This is a genomic window from Sphingomicrobium sp. (assembly GCA_036563485.1).
GTDB lineage: Bacteria > Pseudomonadota > Alphaproteobacteria > Sphingomonadales > Sphingomonadaceae > Sphingomicrobium.
Genome location: DATCMI010000001.1, coordinates 483,788 through 504,103 on the forward strand (window position 1 = coordinate 483,788; position 20,316 = coordinate 504,103).

General features: G+C 65.9%; 22 protein-coding genes. 7 read left to right on the plus strand and 15 right to left on the minus strand.

What is annotated here, in order from left to right; all coding sequences use genetic code 11:
• Positions 1-4: 4 nt before the first annotated feature.
• The 6 genes from VIL42_02555 to VIL42_02580 all read right to left on the minus strand — a co-directional run bounded on the left by VIL42_02555 (position 5) and on the right by VIL42_02580 (position 5,167).
• A complete protein-coding gene (locus VIL42_02555) occupies positions 5-1,717 on the minus strand; it encodes a penicillin-binding protein 2 (protein HEY8591728.1) in 1,713 nt (570 codons plus the stop codon).
• Positions 1,714-2,493: a hypothetical protein gene (locus VIL42_02560; protein ID HEY8591729.1), complete on the minus strand. Its 780-nt coding sequence runs from the start codon at positions 2,491-2,493 to the stop codon at positions 1,714-1,716. The genes VIL42_02555 and VIL42_02560 overlap by 4 nt, the downstream gene beginning before the upstream one ends.
• The gene (rsmH, locus tag VIL42_02565) at positions 2,490-3,446 is read right to left on the minus strand and encodes a 16S rRNA (cytosine(1402)-N(4))-methyltransferase RsmH (GenBank protein HEY8591730.1); all 957 of its coding nucleotides are present in this window, start codon (positions 3,444-3,446) and stop codon (positions 2,490-2,492) included. Before rsmH ends, VIL42_02560 begins: the two co-directional genes overlap by 4 nt.
• Positions 3,443-3,979: a division/cell wall cluster transcriptional repressor MraZ gene (locus tag VIL42_02570; GenBank protein ID HEY8591731.1), complete on the minus strand. Its 537-nt coding sequence runs from the start codon at positions 3,977-3,979 to the stop codon at positions 3,443-3,445. Before VIL42_02570 ends, rsmH begins: the two co-directional genes overlap by 4 nt.
• A gap of 223 nt (positions 3,980-4,202) precedes the next feature.
• Positions 4,203-4,934: a hypothetical protein gene (locus tag VIL42_02575; GenBank protein HEY8591732.1), complete on the minus strand. Its 732-nt coding sequence runs from the start codon at positions 4,932-4,934 to the stop codon at positions 4,203-4,205.
• On the minus strand, positions 4,931-5,167 hold the full coding sequence (locus VIL42_02580) for a hypothetical protein (GenBank protein HEY8591733.1): 237 nt from the start codon (positions 5,165-5,167) through the stop codon (positions 4,931-4,933). Before VIL42_02580 ends, VIL42_02575 begins: the two co-directional genes overlap by 4 nt.
• A gap of 82 nt (positions 5,168-5,249) precedes the next feature.
• Here VIL42_02580 and VIL42_02585 point away from each other — a divergent pair, with 82 nt between their 5' ends.
• The 5 genes from VIL42_02585 to bfr are packed head-to-tail and all read left to right on the plus strand — an operon-like array spanning position 5,250 to position 10,418.
• Positions 5,250-5,636, plus strand: coding sequence for a hypothetical protein (locus VIL42_02585; protein HEY8591734.1), 387 nt, complete (start codon positions 5,250-5,252; stop codon positions 5,634-5,636).
• A gap of 54 nt (positions 5,637-5,690) precedes the next feature.
• Positions 5,691-7,355 carry a serine hydrolase domain-containing protein gene (locus VIL42_02590; protein ID HEY8591735.1) on the plus strand — a complete coding sequence of 555 codons (1,665 nt, stop codon included), beginning with the start codon at positions 5,691-5,693 and terminating at the stop codon, positions 7,353-7,355.
• A 33-nt stretch (positions 7,356-7,388) separates the two neighbouring features.
• Positions 7,389-9,644, plus strand: coding sequence for a phosphoribosylformylglycinamidine synthase subunit PurL (gene purL / locus VIL42_02595; protein ID HEY8591736.1), 2,256 nt, complete (start codon positions 7,389-7,391; stop codon positions 9,642-9,644).
• A 43-nt stretch (positions 9,645-9,687) separates the two neighbouring features.
• Positions 9,688-9,882, plus strand: coding sequence for a (2Fe-2S)-binding protein (locus tag VIL42_02600; GenBank protein ID HEY8591737.1), 195 nt, complete (start codon positions 9,688-9,690; stop codon positions 9,880-9,882).
• A 53-nt stretch (positions 9,883-9,935) separates the two neighbouring features.
• On the plus strand, positions 9,936-10,418 hold the full coding sequence (gene bfr / locus VIL42_02605; protein HEY8591738.1) for a bacterioferritin: 483 nt from the start codon (positions 9,936-9,938) through the stop codon (positions 10,416-10,418).
• Here the strand turns inward: bfr and VIL42_02610 are convergent.
• The 4 genes from VIL42_02610 to VIL42_02625 form a co-directional block, all read right to left on the minus strand.
• Positions 10,415-10,852, minus strand: coding sequence for an Hpt domain-containing protein (locus VIL42_02610; GenBank protein HEY8591739.1), 438 nt, complete (start codon positions 10,850-10,852; stop codon positions 10,415-10,417). The genes bfr and VIL42_02610 overlap by 4 nt on opposite strands.
• Positions 10,853-10,931: 79 nt before the next feature.
• Positions 10,932-12,284 carry a ribosome biogenesis GTPase Der gene (gene der, locus VIL42_02615; protein ID HEY8591740.1) on the minus strand — a complete coding sequence of 451 codons (1,353 nt, stop codon included), beginning with the start codon at positions 12,282-12,284 and terminating at the stop codon, positions 10,932-10,934.
• Positions 12,285-12,324: 40 nt separating this feature from the next.
• Positions 12,325-13,659, minus strand: a complete 1,335-nt coding sequence (locus VIL42_02620; protein HEY8591741.1) for a PQQ-binding-like beta-propeller repeat protein — start codon at positions 13,657-13,659, stop codon at positions 12,325-12,327.
• Positions 13,660-13,666: 7 nt separating this feature from the next.
• Complete coding sequence (locus VIL42_02625) at positions 13,667-14,365, minus strand: tetratricopeptide repeat protein (GenBank protein HEY8591742.1); 699 nt, start codon at positions 14,363-14,365, stop codon at positions 13,667-13,669.
• Between the two features lie 178 nt (positions 14,366-14,543).
• Here VIL42_02625 and VIL42_02630 point away from each other — a divergent pair, with 178 nt between their 5' ends.
• Positions 14,544-14,921 carry a hypothetical protein gene (locus tag VIL42_02630; GenBank protein ID HEY8591743.1) on the plus strand — a complete coding sequence of 126 codons (378 nt, stop codon included), beginning with the start codon at positions 14,544-14,546 and terminating at the stop codon, positions 14,919-14,921.
• Between the two features lie 15 nt (positions 14,922-14,936).
• On the opposite strand, the gene panB is transcribed toward VIL42_02630, so the two are convergent.
• Both panB and VIL42_02640 read right to left on the minus strand, forming a co-directional pair.
• A complete protein-coding gene (gene panB / locus VIL42_02635) occupies positions 14,937-15,803 on the minus strand; it encodes a 3-methyl-2-oxobutanoate hydroxymethyltransferase (protein HEY8591744.1) in 867 nt (288 codons plus the stop codon).
• 11 nt (positions 15,804-15,814) lie between these two features.
• The gene (locus VIL42_02640) at positions 15,815-16,300 is read right to left on the minus strand and encodes an Rrf2 family transcriptional regulator (GenBank protein HEY8591745.1); all 486 of its coding nucleotides are present in this window, start codon (positions 16,298-16,300) and stop codon (positions 15,815-15,817) included.
• A gap of 204 nt (positions 16,301-16,504) precedes the next feature.
• Here VIL42_02640 and VIL42_02645 point away from each other — a divergent pair, with 204 nt between their 5' ends.
• Positions 16,505-17,374, plus strand: a complete 870-nt coding sequence (locus tag VIL42_02645) for a hypothetical protein (protein ID HEY8591746.1) — start codon at positions 16,505-16,507, stop codon at positions 17,372-17,374.
• Between the two features lie 31 nt (positions 17,375-17,405).
• Here VIL42_02645 and VIL42_02650 read toward each other — a convergent pair whose 3' ends face one another.
• From VIL42_02650 to VIL42_02660, 3 genes are all read right to left on the minus strand, one after another.
• Positions 17,406-18,008, minus strand: a complete 603-nt coding sequence (locus tag VIL42_02650) for a L,D-transpeptidase family protein (protein ID HEY8591747.1) — start codon at positions 18,006-18,008, stop codon at positions 17,406-17,408.
• A 46-nt stretch (positions 18,009-18,054) separates the two neighbouring features.
• Positions 18,055-19,614, minus strand: a complete 1,560-nt coding sequence (gene guaA, locus VIL42_02655; protein HEY8591748.1) for a glutamine-hydrolyzing GMP synthase — start codon at positions 19,612-19,614, stop codon at positions 18,055-18,057.
• Between the two features lie 111 nt (positions 19,615-19,725).
• On the minus strand, positions 19,726-20,307 hold the full coding sequence (locus VIL42_02660) for a hypothetical protein (GenBank protein HEY8591749.1): 582 nt from the start codon (positions 20,305-20,307) through the stop codon (positions 19,726-19,728).
• Between the last annotated feature and the right edge of the window lie 9 nt (positions 20,308-20,316).

The window sequence follows — 20,316 nt, forward strand, 5'->3', positions numbered from 1 at the left end:
GCGGCTATTCTTTCTTTTCGTGAATGTAGGGCAGGACCTCGGCCATGTTCGGCTCCCGCTTCATGTCGGGCACGACGCCGAGCATCGGGGCGATGCGGCTGACCGTCTTGCTGACCACCGGCGCGACGTTCCAGCCCGCGGTCGTGAAGCCGTAGGTTTCCTTCGTCGCCTTGGGTTCGTCGAGCATGACGACGATCACATAGCGAGGGTCGTCCATCGGGAACACACCCGCAAAGCTCGTCATGTTGATGTTGTTCGAATAGCGCCCGCCGATCAGCTTCTGCGCGGTGCCGGTCTTGCCGCCAACGCGATAACCCGGCGCGTCGGCCTTCTTGCCGGTGCCCTTCATCACCACCAGCCGAAGCAGGGCCCGCATGCGGTAGCTGGTGTCTTCGCTGAAGACGCGCCGGCCCTTGGGCAGCGGATGGTCGCGGTTGACCTTCAGGATCGTCGGGGGATGGTAGACGCCGCCGTTGAACAGGGTCGCATAGCCCATCGCCAGCTGCAGCGGTGCAACCGCAATGCCGTGGCCATAGCCGATGGTCATGGTTTCGAACGAGCCCCAACGCGAGCCGGGGTTCAGCGACCGGCCGCGCTCCTTGAGCTCGATTTCGACCCGATCAAGGAAGCCCATCTTCTTCAGCCACGCCTTCTGGCGCTGAATCCCGAGCTGGTCGGCGATCTGGGCGGTGCCGATGTTCGAGCTTTCCATCATGATCTCGGACACCGAACACATCCGTCCGAACGGATGGGTGTCGTGGACCTGGTGGCCATAAGCGTTGAGCACGTTCGGGCAGCCATATTGCTGGCCCATTGACGTGACGACACCCGAGTCCATCGCCATGGCGACGGTGAACGGCTTGAAGGTCGAGCCGAGCTCGAAGACGCCGAGCGCCGCGCGGTTGAAGTGCGACTGCTGGTCGCCCTGCCCCGCGGCATTGGGGTTGAAGGTCGGAAGCGAGGTCATCGCCAGCACTTCGCCGGTGCGCACGTCCATGATGACGCCGGCGGCGCCGATCGCCGAAAAATGCTGCATCGCGGCGCTGAGCTCGGCTTCGAGCGCCTGCTGGACTCGGCTGGAGATCGACAGCACCAGCGGTTTGCCGCGCGTCTTCGGATCCGACAGATGCTCTTCGAAGGCGCGCTCGACGCCCGCCGCGCCGCGCCCGTCAACGTCGGTGAAGCCGATCACGTGGGCGGCAAGCGAAGTCTGCGGGTAGAGCCGATCGGGCTCACGCTCGATTGCGAGGCCCGGCTCGCCAAGGGCATTGACCGCTTCGACCAGGCCGGGCGCCGCGCGCCGGCGGAGGTAGAAGAATGGCTTACCCGAGCGCAGCATCGCGAAATATTGCTCCACCGAGCGCTCCGGCATGAGCTGCGCGAGCTTGCGGGCAAGGTCGAGCTTGTCGCCGATGACCTTGGTCGGGTGGATCGCGATCGTCCACGCATCGATGGTGCTGGCGAGCGGTGCGCCGTCGCGGTCGAGGATGTCGCCGCGGGTCGGCACGAAGGACCGCAAGTCTTCCTTGCGGCCGGCATGGTCGCCGAACACCGCGAGATAAAGGATGCGCAGCGCGATGAGCGCCACAAGCCCGGCATAGACCAGCATGCCGAACATCAGGCGCTGGTGCATGACGGCAAGCATCTGCCGCCGCTGCCCGACCAGACGGAGCCGCTCGGGCCGGGACGCGACGAGAGCGGGCGTCGGTGCGTTCATCGGCCGGGTGAGCTGTCCTTAAGTTTGCCAGATTGCTTCGCCGGAAGCGGCGCCAGCGGGTCGACTTTCGCAAGCCGCGCCGGCTTTGTCACCGGCTTGGCAGCCGCCGTGGCGGGCTTATCCACCGATTTCTTCGCCGGCAGTTTTACCGCCGCGCTCTGGGCCTTCGTCGGCTGTTTGGTAAGCACCGGTTTGGCGGCCGCGAGGCCCGGCTTGGCGATGGACTTCGGGGATGCCGGCTTCGCCGCCGTAACCGGCTTGTCCATAGCCTTCGTGACGTTTGCCTGGGGCACTGTGGGAACCGTCCTCGCCGGGACCTCGCGCGTCTGGATCTTCATGCTTGCTACGTGAATCAGCTGCCCGGGCGCTGAAGCCTGACGCCTTCCAGCGTCGTCCTCCACAGGCTGACCGATCGGCGCTTTCTCCGGCTCAGGCGCAGGCGCCGAGGCCATGACGACTGGCGCCTGGAAATCGACCTGATGTTCCGGCTGCGTCAAGCGGGCGAGCTCGAAGCTGCTCTGCACGAACTGGGTCGCCGACGGGGCGGACAGAGCGAAAGCGCCGGCGTTCCAGCGCTCCAGCTGCGACAGCCGGCCCCGCGTGCCGATCTCGGTCTGCAGAACCCGCATGTCGCGCTGGGCGAGCACGATGCGCGTTTCGACCTCTTCAAGCGCGGCGCGTTCCGAAGCGACGCGGAGCGAGACCATGTAGCAGCCGAGCGCCGCGCCGGCGCAGCTGGCGACCATGAGAAGCGAGCCGAAGCTACGAACGCTCATTGCAGGTGTTCCTTGCGGGCGGGGGCGGAGGTGCGGATGGCGCTGCGCAGCCGGGCGGAGCGCGCGCGGGGGTTCGCGGCCAGCTCGCGCTCCGTCGGGGATACCGGCTTGGCGACCCGCTCGAACGTCGGTTCGGTCGGATCGGCAAGGACGGGACGGTGGCGCGAACCGGCCGGCGTTCCTCCGCTGCGTTCGCGGAAGAAGCGCTTCACGATCCGGTCTTCGAGGCTGTGAAAGGTGACGATCGCAAGGCGGCCGCCGGGCTTGAGCGCCCGTTCCGCCGCTTCGAGGCCTTCTTCGAGTTCCTCGAGCTCGGCGTTGAGATGGATGCGGATTGCCTGGAAGGTGCGGGTCGCGGGATCGCTCTTCTGCCCCGGGCGGAAGCCGGCGGCGCGGCGGACGATCGCGGCAAGCTCGGCGGTCCGCTCGAGCGGCCGGGCGGCAACGATTGCGCGAGCAATTGCCCGGGCGCGCGGCTCCTCCCCATAGTCGCGCAGGACCCGGGCAATCTCGGCCTCCTCGGCCGAATTCAGGAAATCGGCGGCGCTCAGCCCGGACTTGGACATGCGCATGTCGAGCGGGCCGTCGGCCTGGAACGAAAAGCCCCGGTCGGCGCGGTCGAGCTGCATCGAGCTGACTCCGATGTCGAGGGCGATGCCGTCAACCTGGCCGATGCCGCGCTCGTCGAGCGCCCGGTCCATCTGGCTGAAGCGCTCCTCGACAAGGTCAAGGCGCGGGTCCGGGACGAGTGACCGTGCCGCTTCGATCGCGTCGGGATCGCGGTCGAAGCCGATCACTCGTCCCGCCCCCGCCTGGAGCATGGCGCGCGTGTAGCCGCCCGCTCCGAATGTTCCGTCGACCAGGGTGTCGCCGTCGCCGATGGCGAGCGCGGCGATCACCGCATCGATCAGCACCGGCACATGTGGGGCTTTGACATTGCCGGTGGGGGTCATGACGCGCCTCGCTCTTCGAGGCGGAAGCGCGCGATGTCCTTGAGGTCCTCGGGGATTCGCGGATCGTCGAGGAGAAGCTGCGGGTTCCAGATCTGGAAAGTCTCGCCAGTGCCCAGGAACATGGCGAGATCGCCGATCTGGCCCTTGCGGCGCATCATCGGCGGAAACAGGATACGGCCTGAGCTGTCGTACGGCACTTCTTCGGTCGCCGCGAAAGCCATCAGGTTGCGCTGCTGATAATCGAGCTGCGCGTCGGGGTTGGTTTCTTCCTTTTCGAGCAGCCGTTCGAGCTTGGCGTGCTTCAGCGCGGCATAAGCGGGATCGTAGGCGCTGAGGCAGGGGAACGCCTCATGCTTGGCCAGCACGATGGTCCGCGCATCGCCGCGGCGCTCGATCACGGAACGAAGGAATGCGGGAATGGAAACGCGGCCCTTCCCGTCGACCGCGTTCAGCGCGCTGCCCTGAAACAGATGCTCTAGCGCCACGTCCACTTCCCCTTCGCAGCGCGCGAGGCAGGGTTCGTGGAAACGCACCGTCGCGCCTCTCCACGTTCAGCTTCGAATCTACGGGTCAGCCCCCCGCGCTACAGCGTCTGTAGGTAACTCATGCGAGAATGGGAAACAATGGGAAATCGTGGGATTTCATGGGACCAGATGGAATTTCTCGGATTTCCGCGGCTTTTAGTGCGTGCAAATGGGCCATGTTCGAGGATTGTTCTTCCGCTCCTCCACTGTGGATAAGTCTGTTCAAATCGAATCATCGCTCGACCGCGGCCAGTTCGGCGATGAGCCCATCGAGATTGTGCTGCGTCGGCCCGTCGAGGTCCTCGACGTTGAGGAAATCGGCATCGGCGACGATGGTCGCCTTGCCTTTACCGACAGCGCATCGTGCAACCAGCCGATCGGTGCTGACCTGGCATTTGCCCGATAGCCTCCCCGGCGATCCCGTCAGCACCTCGACACCGCCTAGCTGCAGCGCTCTCGGGCCGCGCTCCGTCGGGGCGTCGAGGCGCAGTCCCCAGTGGCCGAGCAGGCCTGTGTCGACAAACATGGCCGGTGGCCGCAGCGCGTCGCCGAGCGGCCGTTCGCTCGGCCATTCAAGCATCGGGTCGGCGAGCAACAGCAAGCGACCGCCGGCGCGTACCCATTCATCGAGCGCGACGAGGTCTTCCGGCGCTTGGCCGAGCGGGTGGGCCATCAGCAATAGCTTGCCCTTGGCGAGCTCCGGAGCACTGGCAGTGCTGATCGGGACGATGCGGTAGCGTGCTTCAAGTGCTTTCAGCGCCGGCGACCCGCTCTCCTCGAGCGAAAAGCCTTCCCCGAACAGCAGCGGCAAGCTGGTCAACAGCAGCAGCTTTGGGCGTTCCTTAGCGGTCAGGCGTTGCGCACGCTCATCGGTGCCGCGATTGGCAAGCGCCGCGGCAACGGCGATCCCTCCCAGGACCAGGAGCAGCAGGATGACGAGCGCGCGAGCGCGCCCGCCCTTCATTTCCGCTCGGCTGCGCTGTTGTTCGCGGTCTCCTCCGAGCCGCCCGGCGCCACCCCGAGCTGCGCCAGCGGTTCGCTCGGTTCGTTGCTCGCGGCGTCCTGGACGTTCGTCGTCGGCGCATCCTGGCTCGACCGGGTGACCACGGAGCCGAGGAGGACGAGCAGGAAGGCGAACGCAAGGCCGGTCAGCCCGATGCGGATGCGCTGCGCGCTGGTTCCCGCTTGGTACGGCATGCCAGGCGCAGGCTATGTGCCGCTTCGGCAATATGCAAGCTGCCGCCTTGACGAGGACGAGCGTGCTCGCGAAGGGGCGCGCATGACTCGCACCCCTCTGCTCATCGCACTTGTGGCAGCCGCTGCGTTAGCCGGCTGCAACAATGAAGATCACACCATTGTCGCCGGCGGCAGCCCGTCGGACGAAAACCAGGCCGCGGCGCCTAAGAAGGTCGAACTGCCGCCGGCGATCGTCGCCACCAAGACCTACCGCTGCGCGGACAATAGCGTCGTGACGATCGACTATTTCCAGGACGGCAAGTCGGCGAACGTGCATGGCGAGAAGGGCACGCCTCCGACCCGCGTTGCCGCTGACGAAGCCGGCAAGCCGATGACCGCCGAGGGCGGCTATTCGGTTGAAGGATCGCCGACCGCATCCACGGTCAAGGTCTCCGTCCCGGGCCACTCCAACCAGAGCTGCAAGGCCTAGTTGCTTGACAGTCCCTCTGCGGCCCTCACACAGCGGCCGCAGAGGGTTTTTTCCATGCTGATCAGCAGACGCGGCTTCGCCTCCGCAGCGCTCGGCGCCGCCGTCGCCGCCCAGCTCCCGGCACGCGCATTAGCCCAGGACGCCCGCTACGCCGCCGCACTTGCTGCGATCCGCGCCTATGCAGAAGCGAACCTGCGCCACTTCGGGCTTCCCGGACTGACGCTGGCGCTCAGTGCGCCGGACGGCTTCAACACCGTGATGAATCTCGGCTTCGCCAATGCCGACGCGCGAACGCCGATCATTTCGGAAACGCTGTTCCAGATCGGCTCCATCAGCAAACTGATCGCCGCGGCCGTTGTCCATCAGCTTGCAGGCGAAGGACGGCTCAAGCTGACCGATCGCATTAGCGAGCTGCTTCCTGAGGTTCGGCTTCCCAACGGCAATTCGGTCCAGGTCCAGCACCTGCTGGACCATGTTGCTGGGCTGCCCGCCGACGCGCCGGTCTTCGCGGACGGAGGCCTTTGGACGGCCTACCAGCCTGGCGAACATTGGAATTATTCGAACACCGGATACGACATTCTCGGGCTGCTGATCGAGCGCGTCTCAGGGGCGCCTCTGGCGAAGGTCGAGCGGGACCGGATCTTCGAACCGCTGGGCATGCGCCGAACGCGTGGGGCGATCGTCGCAAGCGACCGGACCCTTTATGCCCAAGGCTACGAAGTTGCCGATCATGAGGCGTTCGTGCCCGGTGCCCGCCTGGCACCTGCGCCATGGCTCGACGTGAGCTTCGCGGGGGGCAACGTCGCGTCGACCGGGGAGGACATGATCCTGCTGATGCGCTCCATCGCCGATGCGGCCCAGGGCCGCGGCGGGCTCGGCCTGCCCCCCGAAACGGCAAAGGCCTTTGCGAGCCACGCTGTTGCAAGCGACGGGCCAGATATGCGCTACGGCAACGGCTTGATGCATGTCGCCAACGCCGGGCGCTCCTATCTCCACCACACGGGCGGGATGCTCAGCTTCTCATCCGCGTTCCACATCGACAAGTCGAGCGGTGCCGCCGCCTTCGCAAGTACGTCGCTCGGCGGCTATGCCGAGTTCCGGCCGAAGCTGCTGAGCCGCTTCGCCGCCGATGCGCTTACCAGCGCCGCCGCGGGCGCGCCGCTGCCGCCGCCGCCTTCCCTCTTCGTGCCATCGGCCCATACGCCCGCCTACGTCGGCCGCTACAAAGGTCCGGCCGGCGAGTTCGAGGTGAGCCGCGGTACCCCGCTGACGATCGTCTCGAACGGCAAGTCGGCAACGCTGCACCCGATCGGCGGCGACCTCTTCCGGACCCTCCATCCCGACTTCCGCACCTTCACCCTGCTGTTCCAGCGCCGAACCGGCACCGTTGTGGGCGCGGCGTGGGGCCCCGCCCTTTACCTGCGCGCCGGTGCGACCGTGCAGGTTCCGCAGTCGGATGCGCAGCTCGCCAAGCTGGCCGGCCGCTTCGGAAGCGACAATCCATGGTTCGGTCCCGTCCGGGTCGTGGAGCGCGGCGGGCGCCTATGGATCGGCACCGAACAGCCGATGACCCGCATCGGCGATAATCTGTGGCGCGTCGGGCAGGACAGCTGGTCGCCGGAGCGCGCGTCCTTCCATGACTTCATCGATGGACGGCCGCAGACGCTGATCTTGTCCGGCCAGAAGTATCTTCGCCAGGACATCGAGGCCGCGGCCTAGCCCGCGCTCCGCTGCCCGGCTAAGGGGCCGCGCATGGACGTTCTCGACCGCTCTCCCATCACGCCCGAAATCGTCGCCGAGCACGGTCTCAGCGAGGAAGAATATCAGCGGATCCTTAAGGCGCTCGGGCGCGAGCCTAACCTCGTCGAGCTCGGCATCTTCTCGGTGATGTGGTCGGAGCATTGCAGCTACAAAAGCTCGCGCGTCCACCTCAAGAAGCTGCCGACCGAAGCGCCGTGGGTGATCCAGGGTCCGGGCGAGAATGCCGGCGTCATCGACATCGGCGATGGCGACGCGGCCATCTTCAAGATGGAGAGCCACAACCACCCGTCCTACATCGAGCCTTACCAAGGTGCGGCGACTGGGGTCGGCGGCATCTTGCGCGACGTCTTCACCATGGGCGCGCGGCCGGTCGCGAACCTCAACGCGCTGCGCTTCGGCCGTCCCGATCATCCGAAAATGCGCCACCTGATCGCCGGCGTCGTTGCCGGGATCGGCGGCTACGGCAATTGCGTGGGCGTGCCCACGGTCGGCGGCGAAGTGAACTTCGACCCGGCTTACGACGGCAATATCCTCGTCAATGCGATGACGGTCGGCGTCGCGAAGACCGACAAGATTTTCTATTCGGCCGCCAGCGGCATCGGCAATCCGATCGTCTATGTCGGTTCGAAGACCGGCCGCGACGGCATCCACGGCGCCACCATGGCGAGCGCCGATTTCTCCGAGGACAGCGAGGAGAAGCGGCCGACTGTGCAGGTCGGCGACCCGTTCACCGAAAAGCTGCTGATCGAAGCCTGCCTCGAGCTGATGGCGACCGACGCCATCGTCGCCATCCAGGACATGGGCGCGGCGGGCCTCACCTCGTCCTCCGTAGAAATGGCTTCGAAGGGCGGCGCGGGCATCCGGCTGAACATGAACAAGGTGCCTTGCCGCGAAGAAGGCATGACGCCCTATGAAATGATGCTCTCGGAGAGTCAGGAGCGGATGCTCATGGTTCTGAAGCCCGGCCGCGAAGGCGAGGCCGAAGCCATCTTCCGCAAATGGGAGCTCGATTTCGCGGTCATCGGCGAAGTGACCGACACCGGGCACATGGTCCTGGAATTCGACGGCGAGGTCGTGTGCGATATCCCGCTCGACCCGCTGGCCGACGAAGCGCCGCTCTACGACCGGCCGCACATGAGCCTCGCGGACTACAAAGCGTGGGCGCAGGTGAAGCCGCTCGATAATGTGCCGGAGAGCACGGATGTCGCCGCCGACCTCCTGAAGCTGATGGGCTCGCCCAACCTCGCGAGCCGGCGCTGGATCTACCAGCAGTACGACCAGCAAGTCGGCGGCGACACGGTGCAGCGCCCCGGCGGCGACGCCGCGGTGGTGCGCGTTCACGGCAGCCGCAAGGCGCTGGCGATGACCACCGACTGCACGCCGCGCTATTGCTACGCGGACCCCTATGAAGGCGGGAAGCAGGCCGTGGCCGAGGCCTATCGCAACCTCTCGGCCGTCGGTGCAAAGCCGCTGGCCGTCACCAACTGCCTCAACTTCGGCAACCCGCAGCGCCCCGAGATCATGGCGCAGTTTGTCGAGTGCCTGCGCGGCATGGGCGATGCCTGCCGCGCCCTCGACTTCCCGATCGTGAGCGGGAACGTCAGCCTTTACAACGAGAGCAAGGCGACCGGCGGCGGCAGCGCGATCCTGCCGACGCCGGCCATCGGCGGGGTCGGCTTGATCGCCGACTGGGAGAAGAGCGCGACCATCGCGTTCAAGGGCATCGGCGACGTGCTGGTGGTGATCGGGCTTCGCGGCGGCCATCTCGGCCAGTCGCTTTGGCTGCGCGAGATCCACGGCCGCGAGGACGGCCCGCCGCCTCCGGTCGACCTGGAGACGGAGCGGCGCACTGCGGACTTCGTGCGGGAGCAGATCGCCGCCGGGGCGCTGACCGCCGTCCACGACGTAGCCGACGGCGGCCTTGCCCTCGCGATCGCGGAAATGGCTCTGGCCGGCAATATCGGTGCCCTCATCCAGCCTGCAGGCCCCGGCCATTCGGCGCGGCAGTTCTTTGCCGAGGACCAGGGCCTTTATGTCGCGACCATCGACGACGCGCATCTGCTGCGCGTCCTCACCGGCGCCGACGCAGCCGGCGTACAGATCGAACCGATCGGCCGGACGGCCGGCCAGCGGCTGATCTTCGAACTCGCCGACGCCGACTTTTGCGTTCCGCTGGCGCAGCTCCGCGCCGCGCACGAAGGCTTCTTCCCGAAGCTGATGGGAAGCGAGCTTACCCCGGAGATCTGAACGCCACTTGCGACTAAGTCGCAATAGCGCTATTTAGCTGCGCATGATCGTGTGCAGCTGCAACCGAATCACCGAATGCGAGCTCCGGAAGGCCGCGCGCGCGGGTGCCCCGTCGCCCGATGCTGCCTACGGCCACCTCGGCTGCGAGCCGCAGTGCGGCTGCTGCCTCGATTTCGCGCAGGAGATCATCGACGAGGAGCGCAGCGCCCTCCTGCATGTCGAGGCGGCCGCCGCCTGACTTGACCCGCCCGGTCGCCCGGCGCATCCCCAAATCGAAGCTAGGGGGTGCAGATGAAAGGCGATCCGCGAGTAGTTGAGCTCCTCAACCAGGCGCTCAAGAACGAGCTCACCGCGATCAACCAATATTGGCTGCACTACCGCATGCTCGACAATTGGGGCGTGAAGAAGCTCGCCGATTACGAGCGGCACGAATCGATCGACGAGATGAAGCATGCGGACCGGATCGCCGACCGCATCCTGTTCCTCGACGGACTTCCCAATTTCCAGGCACTCGGCCGGCTTCGGGTCGGCGAGAATGTCGAGGAGATCCTGCGCGCCGACCTTGAAGCGGAGAACGAAGGCGCGGTCATCTACCGCGACCTCATCGCTCATGCCGAGACGGTGCGCGATTATGTGACTCGCGACCTTGCCCGCGAGATCCTCGCCGACGAAGAAAAGCATATCGATTTCATCGAGACGCAGTTTGAGATGATCGGCCGCATGGGCCTTCAGAACTACATTCAGCTCCAGAGCGAAGCTGCCGAAGAGGACTAAATTCGGCCGAACCCCTGGTTCGTGACCTTGCGGCCGAAACCGCCAGTCGCGGGAGCGCGGCTCACCAGTGGGTTGGTCGCTTTTTCGAACTGCTCGACCGTCTGCTGGAACAGCTTTCGAAGCTCCACCACCTGAGGCACGAGTTCGTCTGGGAAGCGGTGCGTTTCGATGCAGAAGCGCGACGTGGTCTCGATCAGCTCCGCGACCTTGGCCAGCGGCTCGGCGCCGAGCTGGCGCGATTCACCCTTGAGCGTATGCGCCGGAAGCACGAGGGCGGCGGTGTTCTGCTCCCGCATCGCCTCCTCGATCTGGGCGATCGACTTGACGCCGTCCTCCTTGAAATAGCTGAGGATGCGAATGAAGCCTGGCCCGAGCTCGGTCCGGCTGCGCTCGAAATGCGCCCAATCGATGATGTCCCGAGCCTCGTCGGCCACCTAAAGCTCCTCGCCTCGCCGGCACGCGCCAGCGCTGTTCCACCACGAGCGAGCTAGCCCCAAAGGGGTAAATTTCTCCTTAGCGGCCGCGGTCGAACGGATTCGAGCGGCCGCGGAACTCCAGCCGCAGCGGCACCGGGCCGAGCCCGAGATCGCGGCGCATCGCGTTCAGCAGGTAACGGCGATAGCTGTCCGGTAGCTCGTCAAGCCGGTTGCCGAAGACGACGAAGCTCGGAGGCCGGCTCTTCACCTGAGTGATGTAGCGCAGCTTGATTCGCTGCCCCTTAGGCGCCGGCGGCGGATTGGCGTCGATGGCTTGCTCGAACCAGCGGTTAAGCTCGCCCGTGGGCACGCGCCGGCTCCACGCCTCGCGAAGATCGAACGCGACCTTCAGGATCGTATCGATGCCCTTGCCGGTGATCGCGGATACGGTGAGCAGCGGCACGTCGCGCAACTGCGACAGCCCCTCGGCAAGCGCCGCCTTGATGCCGTTGAACAGCGACGACGCGTTCTCGGCCACGTCCCACTTGTTGACGGCGATGATCAGCGCTCTCCCTTCTTCGAGCACCTGGGACGCGATCTTGAGGTCCTGGACCTCAAGTCCGCGGGTCGCATCGAGCAGCAGGACGACGACCTCGGCGTAATCCAGGGCGCGCTTGGTGTCGGCCACGGAGAGCTTCTCGAGCTTGTCCTCGACCTTGGCGCGCTTGCGCAGGCCCGCGGTGTCGACGAGGCGGACCTTGCGGCCTTCCCATTCCCAATCGAGGCTGATGGAGTCGCGAGTGATGCCCGCCTCCGGACCGGTGATCATCCGGTCCTCGCCGATCATCTTGTTGACTAGGGTCGACTTGCCGGCGTTCGGGCGCCCGACGATCGCAAGCTTGAGCGGCGCGTCGGGCGAACTCTCGTCGAGTTCTTCCTCGTCCTCTCCCTCTTTCTCGACGAGCGGCTGAAGCGCTTCGAAAAGGTCAGCAACGCCTTCGCCATGCTCAGCGCTGAGCGCCACCGCTTCGCCGAAGCCGAGGCGGAACGCGTCGAATATGCCCGCTTCGCCTGCCCGTCCCTCAGCCTTGTTGGCGACCAGGATCACGGGCGTGGTCTCGACGCGCAGCCAGCGCGCGATTTCCTCGTCCAGCGGGGTCACCCCCTCACGGCTGTCGATCACGAACAAAGCCGCGTCGGCCTCCCGCACCGCGGCCTCGGTCTGCTTGCGCATGCGGCCGGGCAGCGTCTGCGGATCCTCGTCCTCGAACCCCGCCGTATCGATGACGCGGAATTCGAGGTCGAGCAGCTTCGCCTCGCCTTCCCGTCGGTCGCGAGTCACGCCCGGACGGTCGTCGACGAGCGCCAGCCGCTTGCCGACCAAGCGGTTGAACAACGTGGATTTGCCCACATTGGGGCGGCCGACGATTGCGACGGCGGGAAGAGCCATGGCGCGGGCGATAGCAGCGCCTCAGCGGCGCCGCGACCCCTTAGCGATAGGCGTGCAGCTTGCCCTGATCGTCGAGCACGTAAAGCGTCGACATGGCGACTACTGGCCGAAGGCTGACCGGCGCGCCGACCCGTGTCTGGGAAAGGAAGCTACCGGTTGCCGGATCCACCTGGATCACGGCCCCGCTGGTCGACGTCACGATGAGCCGGTTCCCGGCAAGCACCGGGCCCGCATAAGCGATGTCGCCCTTCTTGCGCTTCGCGTTGGCGAATTGCGGAAGCTGGGCGATCCAGCGGATATGCCCGTTCTGCCGATAGATGGAGATCAACTTCGCGTCCTGGGTGACGGCGAAGATCCAGTCACCGGCGAGCCACGGCGTTGAAATGCCGGCGATGTTCAGCTCCCACAGGCGCTGGCCGGAGACGAGGTCCAGGGCAACCATTCGCCCACCGGCGCCGATGGCGAACACCTGGCCATTGTCGATCACGGGGTCGGCGTCGATGTCGGACAGCGACGCAACGCTGGTCGAGATGCTGGTGCGCTGAAGCGTGTCCTGCCACACCTGCCGTCCGTTTTCGTAGCGGTAGGCGTTGAGCTCGCCCGACGAGAAGCCGGCAACGACAGTCCCTTGCGCAGCGGCGGGGGATCCGGCGCCGAAAATGCCGGCGATTTCGAGCGCGGCCGCTTGCGACCAGTTAGTCGCGCCATTGGCCGCGTTGAGCGAATAGATCTGGTTGTCCTGGCTCATCACGTAAACGGCGTCATTCGCCACTGTTGGAGAGCCGCGAAGCGGACCGCCCGGACGCACCCTCCAGACGATCTTGCCCGTCTGCGCGTTCATCGCCGCCACGTGGCCTAAGCCATTGGTCGCAAAGATGCGGCCGCCGTCATAGGCGAGACCGCCGCCGTAGAGCGACGCCTCGTTCCCGCGCTCGTTCGGCGTCTGGCTGGTCCAGACGCTGCCCCCGGTACGCGCATCGAATGCGCGGACGGTGCCAAGCGTGTCGATCGTGAACACACGGCCGTCGGCGACGATCGGCGGAGCGGCAAGGCGCGCTGCGACGCTATTGCCGCGCCCTGCCTGGACAGTGAACGCCGGCTGGAGCGTGCTGCGGAGCGCGAGTTGGCCCATGGAATTGCTGGCGCTGCCGCCGGACTCGGTCCAGGCGGCGTTCTCCGTCGCAGCAGGAAGGCTGAACGGCAGGGCCTTGGCATCGGGGTCGGCCTCGACGTCGGTTTCGCTGGTCAGCACCGGAATGCGCTCGCCCAGCACCGGCGTCTTGGGCCGGCCCTTGCCGCCGATGATGCCGCAGCCGCTTGCCGCAAGTGCAGCAGCGACCAGGAGAGTGGTGCGAAGATATGCGGCTTTGCTCATTGTTGTCCTACTGGCCCTGAGTTCCAAGCGCGGAGCTCGCGTCGGTGCCGAGGCTGCCGGCGATCTGCATGGCGCGGTTGCGCACGCCTTCCGGCGCGCTCTTGTCGTTGGCGATTTTGGCGAACAGCTGTCCCGCCTGTTGGGTCTTGCCCTGCTTGACGAGCGCTAGCGCGGTCATCTCACCGGCCGAACCGAACCACGGCTCGCCCGGCTGAGTCAGCGGCTCGAGCCGCGCGATGACCTGCTGCGGCTGAAGCGCGTCGAATTCCAGCGCGGTCTGACGGATCAGGCCGGCATGGCGGTATGGATCCGGGAGCGAGCTGTCCTCCGCGATTTTCTTGTAGGTGGCGAGCGCGAGCTTCTGGTCGTTCTGCTGCAGGGCCAGCGCGGCTCGGGTGAACATGGCGGTCGCGCGGACCGCATCCGCACTGGAGTTCGACAGCTCGTCGAGCTGCTGCGGCGCGCGAGCAACATTGCCGCTGCCGATGTCCTTGTAGACCTGGGCGAGCTGCTCGACCTGCTGCTCCGCGCGCTGGCGCTTGTGCTGCTGGTACCAGATCAGCCCGCCGCAGATTGCAAGGAACAGGACGACCGCCGCGATGAGCAGCGTGCCGTTTTCCTTGAAGAAGTCGCGAATGCGGTCACGCCGCATATTCTCGTCGACTTCACGGACGAATGTTTCGGTTGTGTCCGGGGGCTGCGCCAAAGACGTTCCTCAGTCCGCTCGCAAAGGGTTGATCGTGCCGGCTGCTTCCCTTCCCCACCCTTGATGAACGGAAGCTGGCAGCGGATCGTCTAGCCGCTGGCGCGCGAAACGCAAAGGCCCTCCGCAAACGGGGCGGCCACGGCGGACCAAACCGAACCAGGGGCGTCTATTGGTGGAGATGGATACGGACGCAGTTTCCCGCGCCATCGCCCTGATCTCCGCCGCCGGGTTCAAGAACGGCTATTACCTGCCGCTCGAACGTATTCAGGAGGCGATGGCGGACGGCGGGCCCGCGCTCGACAAGCTCGCTACGGAGGTGAAGCAGATCGTCGTCAGGGGCAGGTTCGACGCGGTCACTTACGACGCCTCGCTCCACCCGTTCGTGCAGTCGCGGTTGGCCAGGTTCCTGGATGAACGGGGGATCGAGCGGTTCAGCTGGGACCTCGAGGTCGATGCCGGCGATCCGCAGACCGATGCCGCTGCACTGCGGCGCAAAGTCTCTGCCTGGAAACTCAGCGGGTTGCTCGTCCGCTTTCCGTCGGACTTCGGCATCTGAGATGGGCAGCGCCGGCTATTTAGGCCGGTATGTCTGCTCACTGGTCGGAAAGCTTCGGTCCCGAACTTCGCCGGCATAAGTGCTCGCGGCCTCCGAAATCCGGGCAGCCAGATCGTCGTAGCGCTTCACGAACCGCGGGGTGCGTTCGAACAGGCCGAGCATGTCTTCGGTCACCAGCACCTGGCCATCGCACTCGGACGACGCGCCGATGCCAATCACGGGAATGTCTACCGTTTGCGCGATCTTTGTCGCGACCTCTTCCATTACGCCTTCCGCAACCAGGCAGAAGGCGCCCGCGCGGGCGACGGCGCTCGCGTCCGAGACGATGCTCGATGCTTCGAGCTGGTTGCGGCCGCGCGGGCCATAGCCGCCGAGCGAATTGACCGCCTGCGGCGTGAGGCCGACGTGGCCGATCACCGGGATGCCGCGCTGAGTGAGGAAGGCGATGGTCGGCGCCATGGCTTCGCCGCCCTCGAGCTTGACCGCCGCGCAGCCCGTTTCCTTCATGATCCGCGATGCGGCGTCGAACGCCTGTTCAGGCGATCCTTCATAGCTACCGAACGGCATGTCGACGGCGACCAGCGCGTGCCAGCTTCCGCGGACCACGGCGGCGCCGTGCGCGCACATCATGTCCATCGTGACGGGGATCGTCGAAGGCAGACCGTAGATGACCTGGCCGAGGCTGTCGCCGACCAGCAGCATGTCGCAATGCGGGTCGAGTAGCTGCGCCATGCGCATCGTGTAGGCGGTCAGCATCACGATCGGCTGCTCGGTCCGGCCGTCGACCTTCCGCGCGCGGATCGAAGGCGCGGTGGTGCGCTTGCCGGGCACAGGCGATGGCGTCGCCCGGCTGGTGCTCGTGTCGATGGTGAAGGTGGACATGGCGCGGGCTTCTAGCTGCCGGCTGCGTCCGTCGCCAGAGCGGTCCGATCGGGGTCAGGCCCACCCGCGACGCCGAGCCGCTCTTCCCAATTCGCCCCTTCGGCGAGCGAGATTGAATCGAGCACCTTCGTGCTCTGGTCGCGCAAGATGGCGAAGGCGCGGCGGATGGCGCAGGTCGCCTCGTCGTGACAATCGCCGCACGGCGCATAGAAGTTGACGCTGGCGCAGGACACGAGCGCGATCGGCCCTTCCATGGTGCGGACGATCTCGCCGAAGGAAATCTGGTCGGCGGGCCGCGCCAGCTGGTAGCCTCCTTTCGGCCCGCGCGCGCTTTTGACCAGCCCGGCTTTCTTGAGGTCGAGCATGATGAGCTCAAGATATTTCGGCGGGACCCGCTGGGTTTCCGCAATGCGGCCGAGTTGGACCGGGGCGCCCTGCTGCTCCTCGGCAAGGAAAAGCAGCGAACGCAAAGCGTAGCGGGTCTTTTGAGCAATCATTCGAGCGCCAGCCTAACGCCAGCGCAGGCGGGAGGCAAAGCGCGGCCTGTCCGCCAGCGACGACCGTCCCAGCCTGACGGTGGCTCAGGTGCGACCAACAGCATTGGACCGGCGAAGTGCGACGCAGCCGAACCCCCCGGTCGTTCGTTTCCAAAGCGGGACGACAATCCCGAGAATTCTTCAACGACGGAAAGGTCAAGCGCCATGGCACAGCACGGCTATTTGCACGACGAGTACGACAGCAACGATTTCGGCCGCGGAGACGACCGCGACGACCGTGAGCGTAACTGGCGAGACCGCGACCAGGAACGCAGCTGGCGCAGCCGGGACGACGATCAGAATTGGCGCAGCCGCGACGAGGATCAGAATTGGCGCAGCCGCGAATCCGGCTGGGGCAGCGGACGCGACCGCAGCTCGATGTTCGGCTGGGGTGGCGGCGATCGCGACTCGAGCCGGAGCCGTGAGCGTGGCGGCGACCAGGACCGCGGCTTCTTCGACCGCATGGGCGACCAGATGGGTTCGTGGTTCGGCAGCGACGATGACAATGACCGCAGCCACTACGAGCGCCAAGGCGGCGCCGGCCGCGAGCAGTGGGGCAGCCAGAGCCGAAGCGGCAGCAGCTACGGCCGCGAGGGCCGCAATTACGGCGGCTATCAGAGCGGTTGGGGCCAGCAGAATTTCGGCGGCGAGCAGAGCGGTCAACGCTACAGCGCCCACCCGGACGATCATTATCGCAGCTGGCGCGACAAGCAGATGCAGGCGCTCGATCGCGATTATCAGGACTATTGCCGCGAGCGCGAGCAACAGTTCCACAGCGACTTCGACACGTGGCGCCAGAGTCGCCAGGGCCAGAGCCAGAGCCAGAGCCAGAGCCAAGGCGAAAGCGGCGGCAGCAGCAGCCAGTCGCAGCAGAGCGGCTCGTCGAGCAGCACGATGGATCTCGACAACCCCGTTGCGCAGGGCGGCGAAATTCCAGGCGCGACGACTAGCGCAATGGGCGCCGCGACCATGGGCACCAACAATAGCGAAAATACCGACAGCGCTCCTTCGGCTACCGGCCGCGGCAGGCGCTAACTGACGGGCGGGCGGGGCTTCGGTCCCGCCCCTACCCTTCGACGATTACCTTCGAGCCGACCTTCGTCAGGCCGAACAGCTTCTCCGCGAATTTCATCGGCAGACGGATGCAACCGTGGCTCGCCGGATAGCCCGGGTTCGGCCCGCCATGGAGCGCAATGCCGTAGTCGTCGATGCGCTGCATGAACGGCATGGGCGCATTGTTATATTTGCGCGACCTGTGGAACTTGCGCTTGTCGAGCACCTTCCACTCGCCAAGCGGCGTAATCCGTCCCTTGCTTGCCGTCGACACGGATGCCGCCCCGACAAGCACGTCGCCGCGATAGGCGTAGGTCATCTGGGTCAGCCGATCGACCACGACGCGCGGTTCGCCCTCGGCCGGCACTTTTGCCGCCCAGACAAATTCGTTCGGCTTCAACCCGGCCCGGCCGAAGGTCGCGACCATGTCCTTGTGCGCTTTGGGCGCATTGCCGAGGGTCCACAGGTAGGGAGCGCCGGCCGGCTGCGGCGTGGGCGCACTCGCCACTTTTGCGGCCGGGACGGTCGAACAGCTGCTGGCGAACATGGCCGCGGCGACGATTGCGGCAGGAGCGAGAATCTTCATCGGCAACGAAACAGCCGAACCGCGATCCATCGTCAATCCATTGGTAAACAACAGTTTAGCGGTTAACCGCCGAACCTCATTCCCACTCGATCGTGCCGGGCGGTTTCGACGTATAATCGTACACGACGCGGTTGATGCCGTTGACCTCGTTGACGATGCGCGTCGCCACGCGGCTCAGGAACTCGGAGTCGAACGGGTAGACGTCGGCGGTCATGCCATCGACGCTGGTCACCGCGCGCAGGCCGCAGACATAATCGTAGGTGCGATAATCGCCCATGACGCCGACCGTGCGCACCGGCAGCAGCACCGCGAAGGCCTGCCAGATGGCGTCATACAGCCCGGCGTTGCGGATCTCTTCGAGATAGATGACGTCCGCCTTGCGCAGGATGTCGCACTTCTCGCGCGTGACCTCGCCGGGGATGCGGATTGCGAGGCCGGGGCCGGGGAACGGGTGCCGCCCGACGAAGGCTTCCGGCAGCCCGAGCTCCCGGCCGAGCTCGCGCACCTCGTCCTTGAACAGTTCGCGAAGCGGCTCGACGAGCTTCATGTTCATCCGCTCAGGCAGGCCGCCGACATTGTGGTGGCTCTTGATCGTCACCGAGGGGCCGCCCGTGAAGCTGACGCTTTCGATCACGTCGGGGTAGAGCGTGCCCTGCGCGAGGAAATCGGCGCCGCCGATCTTTTTCGCTTCTTCCTCGAAGACGTTGATGAATTCGGCGCCGATGAACTTCCGCTTCTTTTCCGGATCGTCGACGCCGGCGAGGCCGCCCAGGAAATCCTCGCTCGCATCCACGTGGACCAAGGGAATGTTGTAGCTGTTGCGGAACAGGCTCACGACCTGCTCGGCCTCGTTCGCGCGCATCAGGCCGTGGTCGACGAAAACGCAGGTCAGCTGCTCGCCGATGGCTTCGTGGATCAGCACCGCGGCGACGGCGCTGTCGACGCCGCCGGACAGGCCGCAGATCACGCGCCCATTGCCGACCTGCTCACGGATGTCCGCGATCTTGGCGTCCTTGAACCGCTCCATCGTCCAATCGCCGGCGCAGCCGCAGACGTGACGCACGAAGTTGGCGAGCAGCTTGCCGCCGTCCGGCGTGTGCACCACCTCCGGATGGAACATCAGGCTGTAGCGCTTCGCCTCTTCATTAGTGGCGATCGCGTAAGGCGCGCCTTCCGACCTAGCGACGACCTCGAACCCCGGCGCGAGCGTCTCGACGCGGTCGCCGTGGCTCATCCACACCTGGTGCCGCTCGCCGACTTCCCACAGGCCATCAAAAAGGGCGCTCGGCGCGACAACTTCGATGAAGGCACGTCCGAACTCGCGTTGGTCGGAGGAAACCACACGCCCGCCGAGTTGCTGGTGCAGCGTTTGCTGGCCGTAGCAGATGCCGAGCAGCGGAAGCCCGCTGTCGAACAGCACCTGCGGCGCACGCGGACTTTCCGCTTCGGTGACCGAAGCCGGTCCGCCGGAGAAGATTATGCCCATCGGCTGCAGCCGCTCGAAGGCCTCTTCGGCGGCGTTGAACGGGGCGATTTCACAATAGACCCCGGCCTCGCGGACCCGCCGCGCGATCAGCTGGGTGACCTGGCTGCCGAAGTCGACGACGAGGATGGCTTGGGTAGGCTGGACCGTCATGGCGGGCGGATAGGAAGGCCGCGCCGAAGAGTAAAGTTAGGCAGCCCGGAATCAAATGCGCCGGCCCCTTCCGGGGCCGGCGCACTCTTCAACGCTTGTAGCGCGTATCGCTTAGTAGCGGCGGTAGCCGTACTGCGAATAATCAGTGCCCCACGGCGTGTAGTTGTTCGTGTTGAACGTATAGCCGTAGTTCGACTGGACGGGATCGACGTCGATATCGATGATGCGACCCGCGTAGTCGGTGTTGCACTTCCAAACCAGGTCGACCTGGCTCTGGTTGTAGCCATAAGCGACGTTGCGGCCGCTGGTGGCGACGCCACGAACCTTGAGGCCGCCCGACGAACGGTTTTCGACCCGGCTGATGCCGAGCACGCGCCCGCCGGCGTAGCTGTTGTTGTAGCCGTAAGCGCCGTAGCCGTTGTAGCCGCCGCCGAGGCGAGCCTGCACGGCGTTGGCGCACTGGTTCACAACCGCCTGGCTGTTCACATTATAGCCGTAGGGCGCGTAGCCGTTGTAGCCATAGCCGCCGTTGCCGATCACACTATTGATGATCGCTCCGACGACGGCACCGCTGCCGTAAGGCGAGCCGTAGCCGTAGCCGTAGCCCGGATAATATTGCGCCGCTGCGGGCGCGGCGCTGGCAAGTGCGGCAACGGCGACGCCGCCCGCCAGAAACTTCGTGATGACCTTCATGGCCTAACT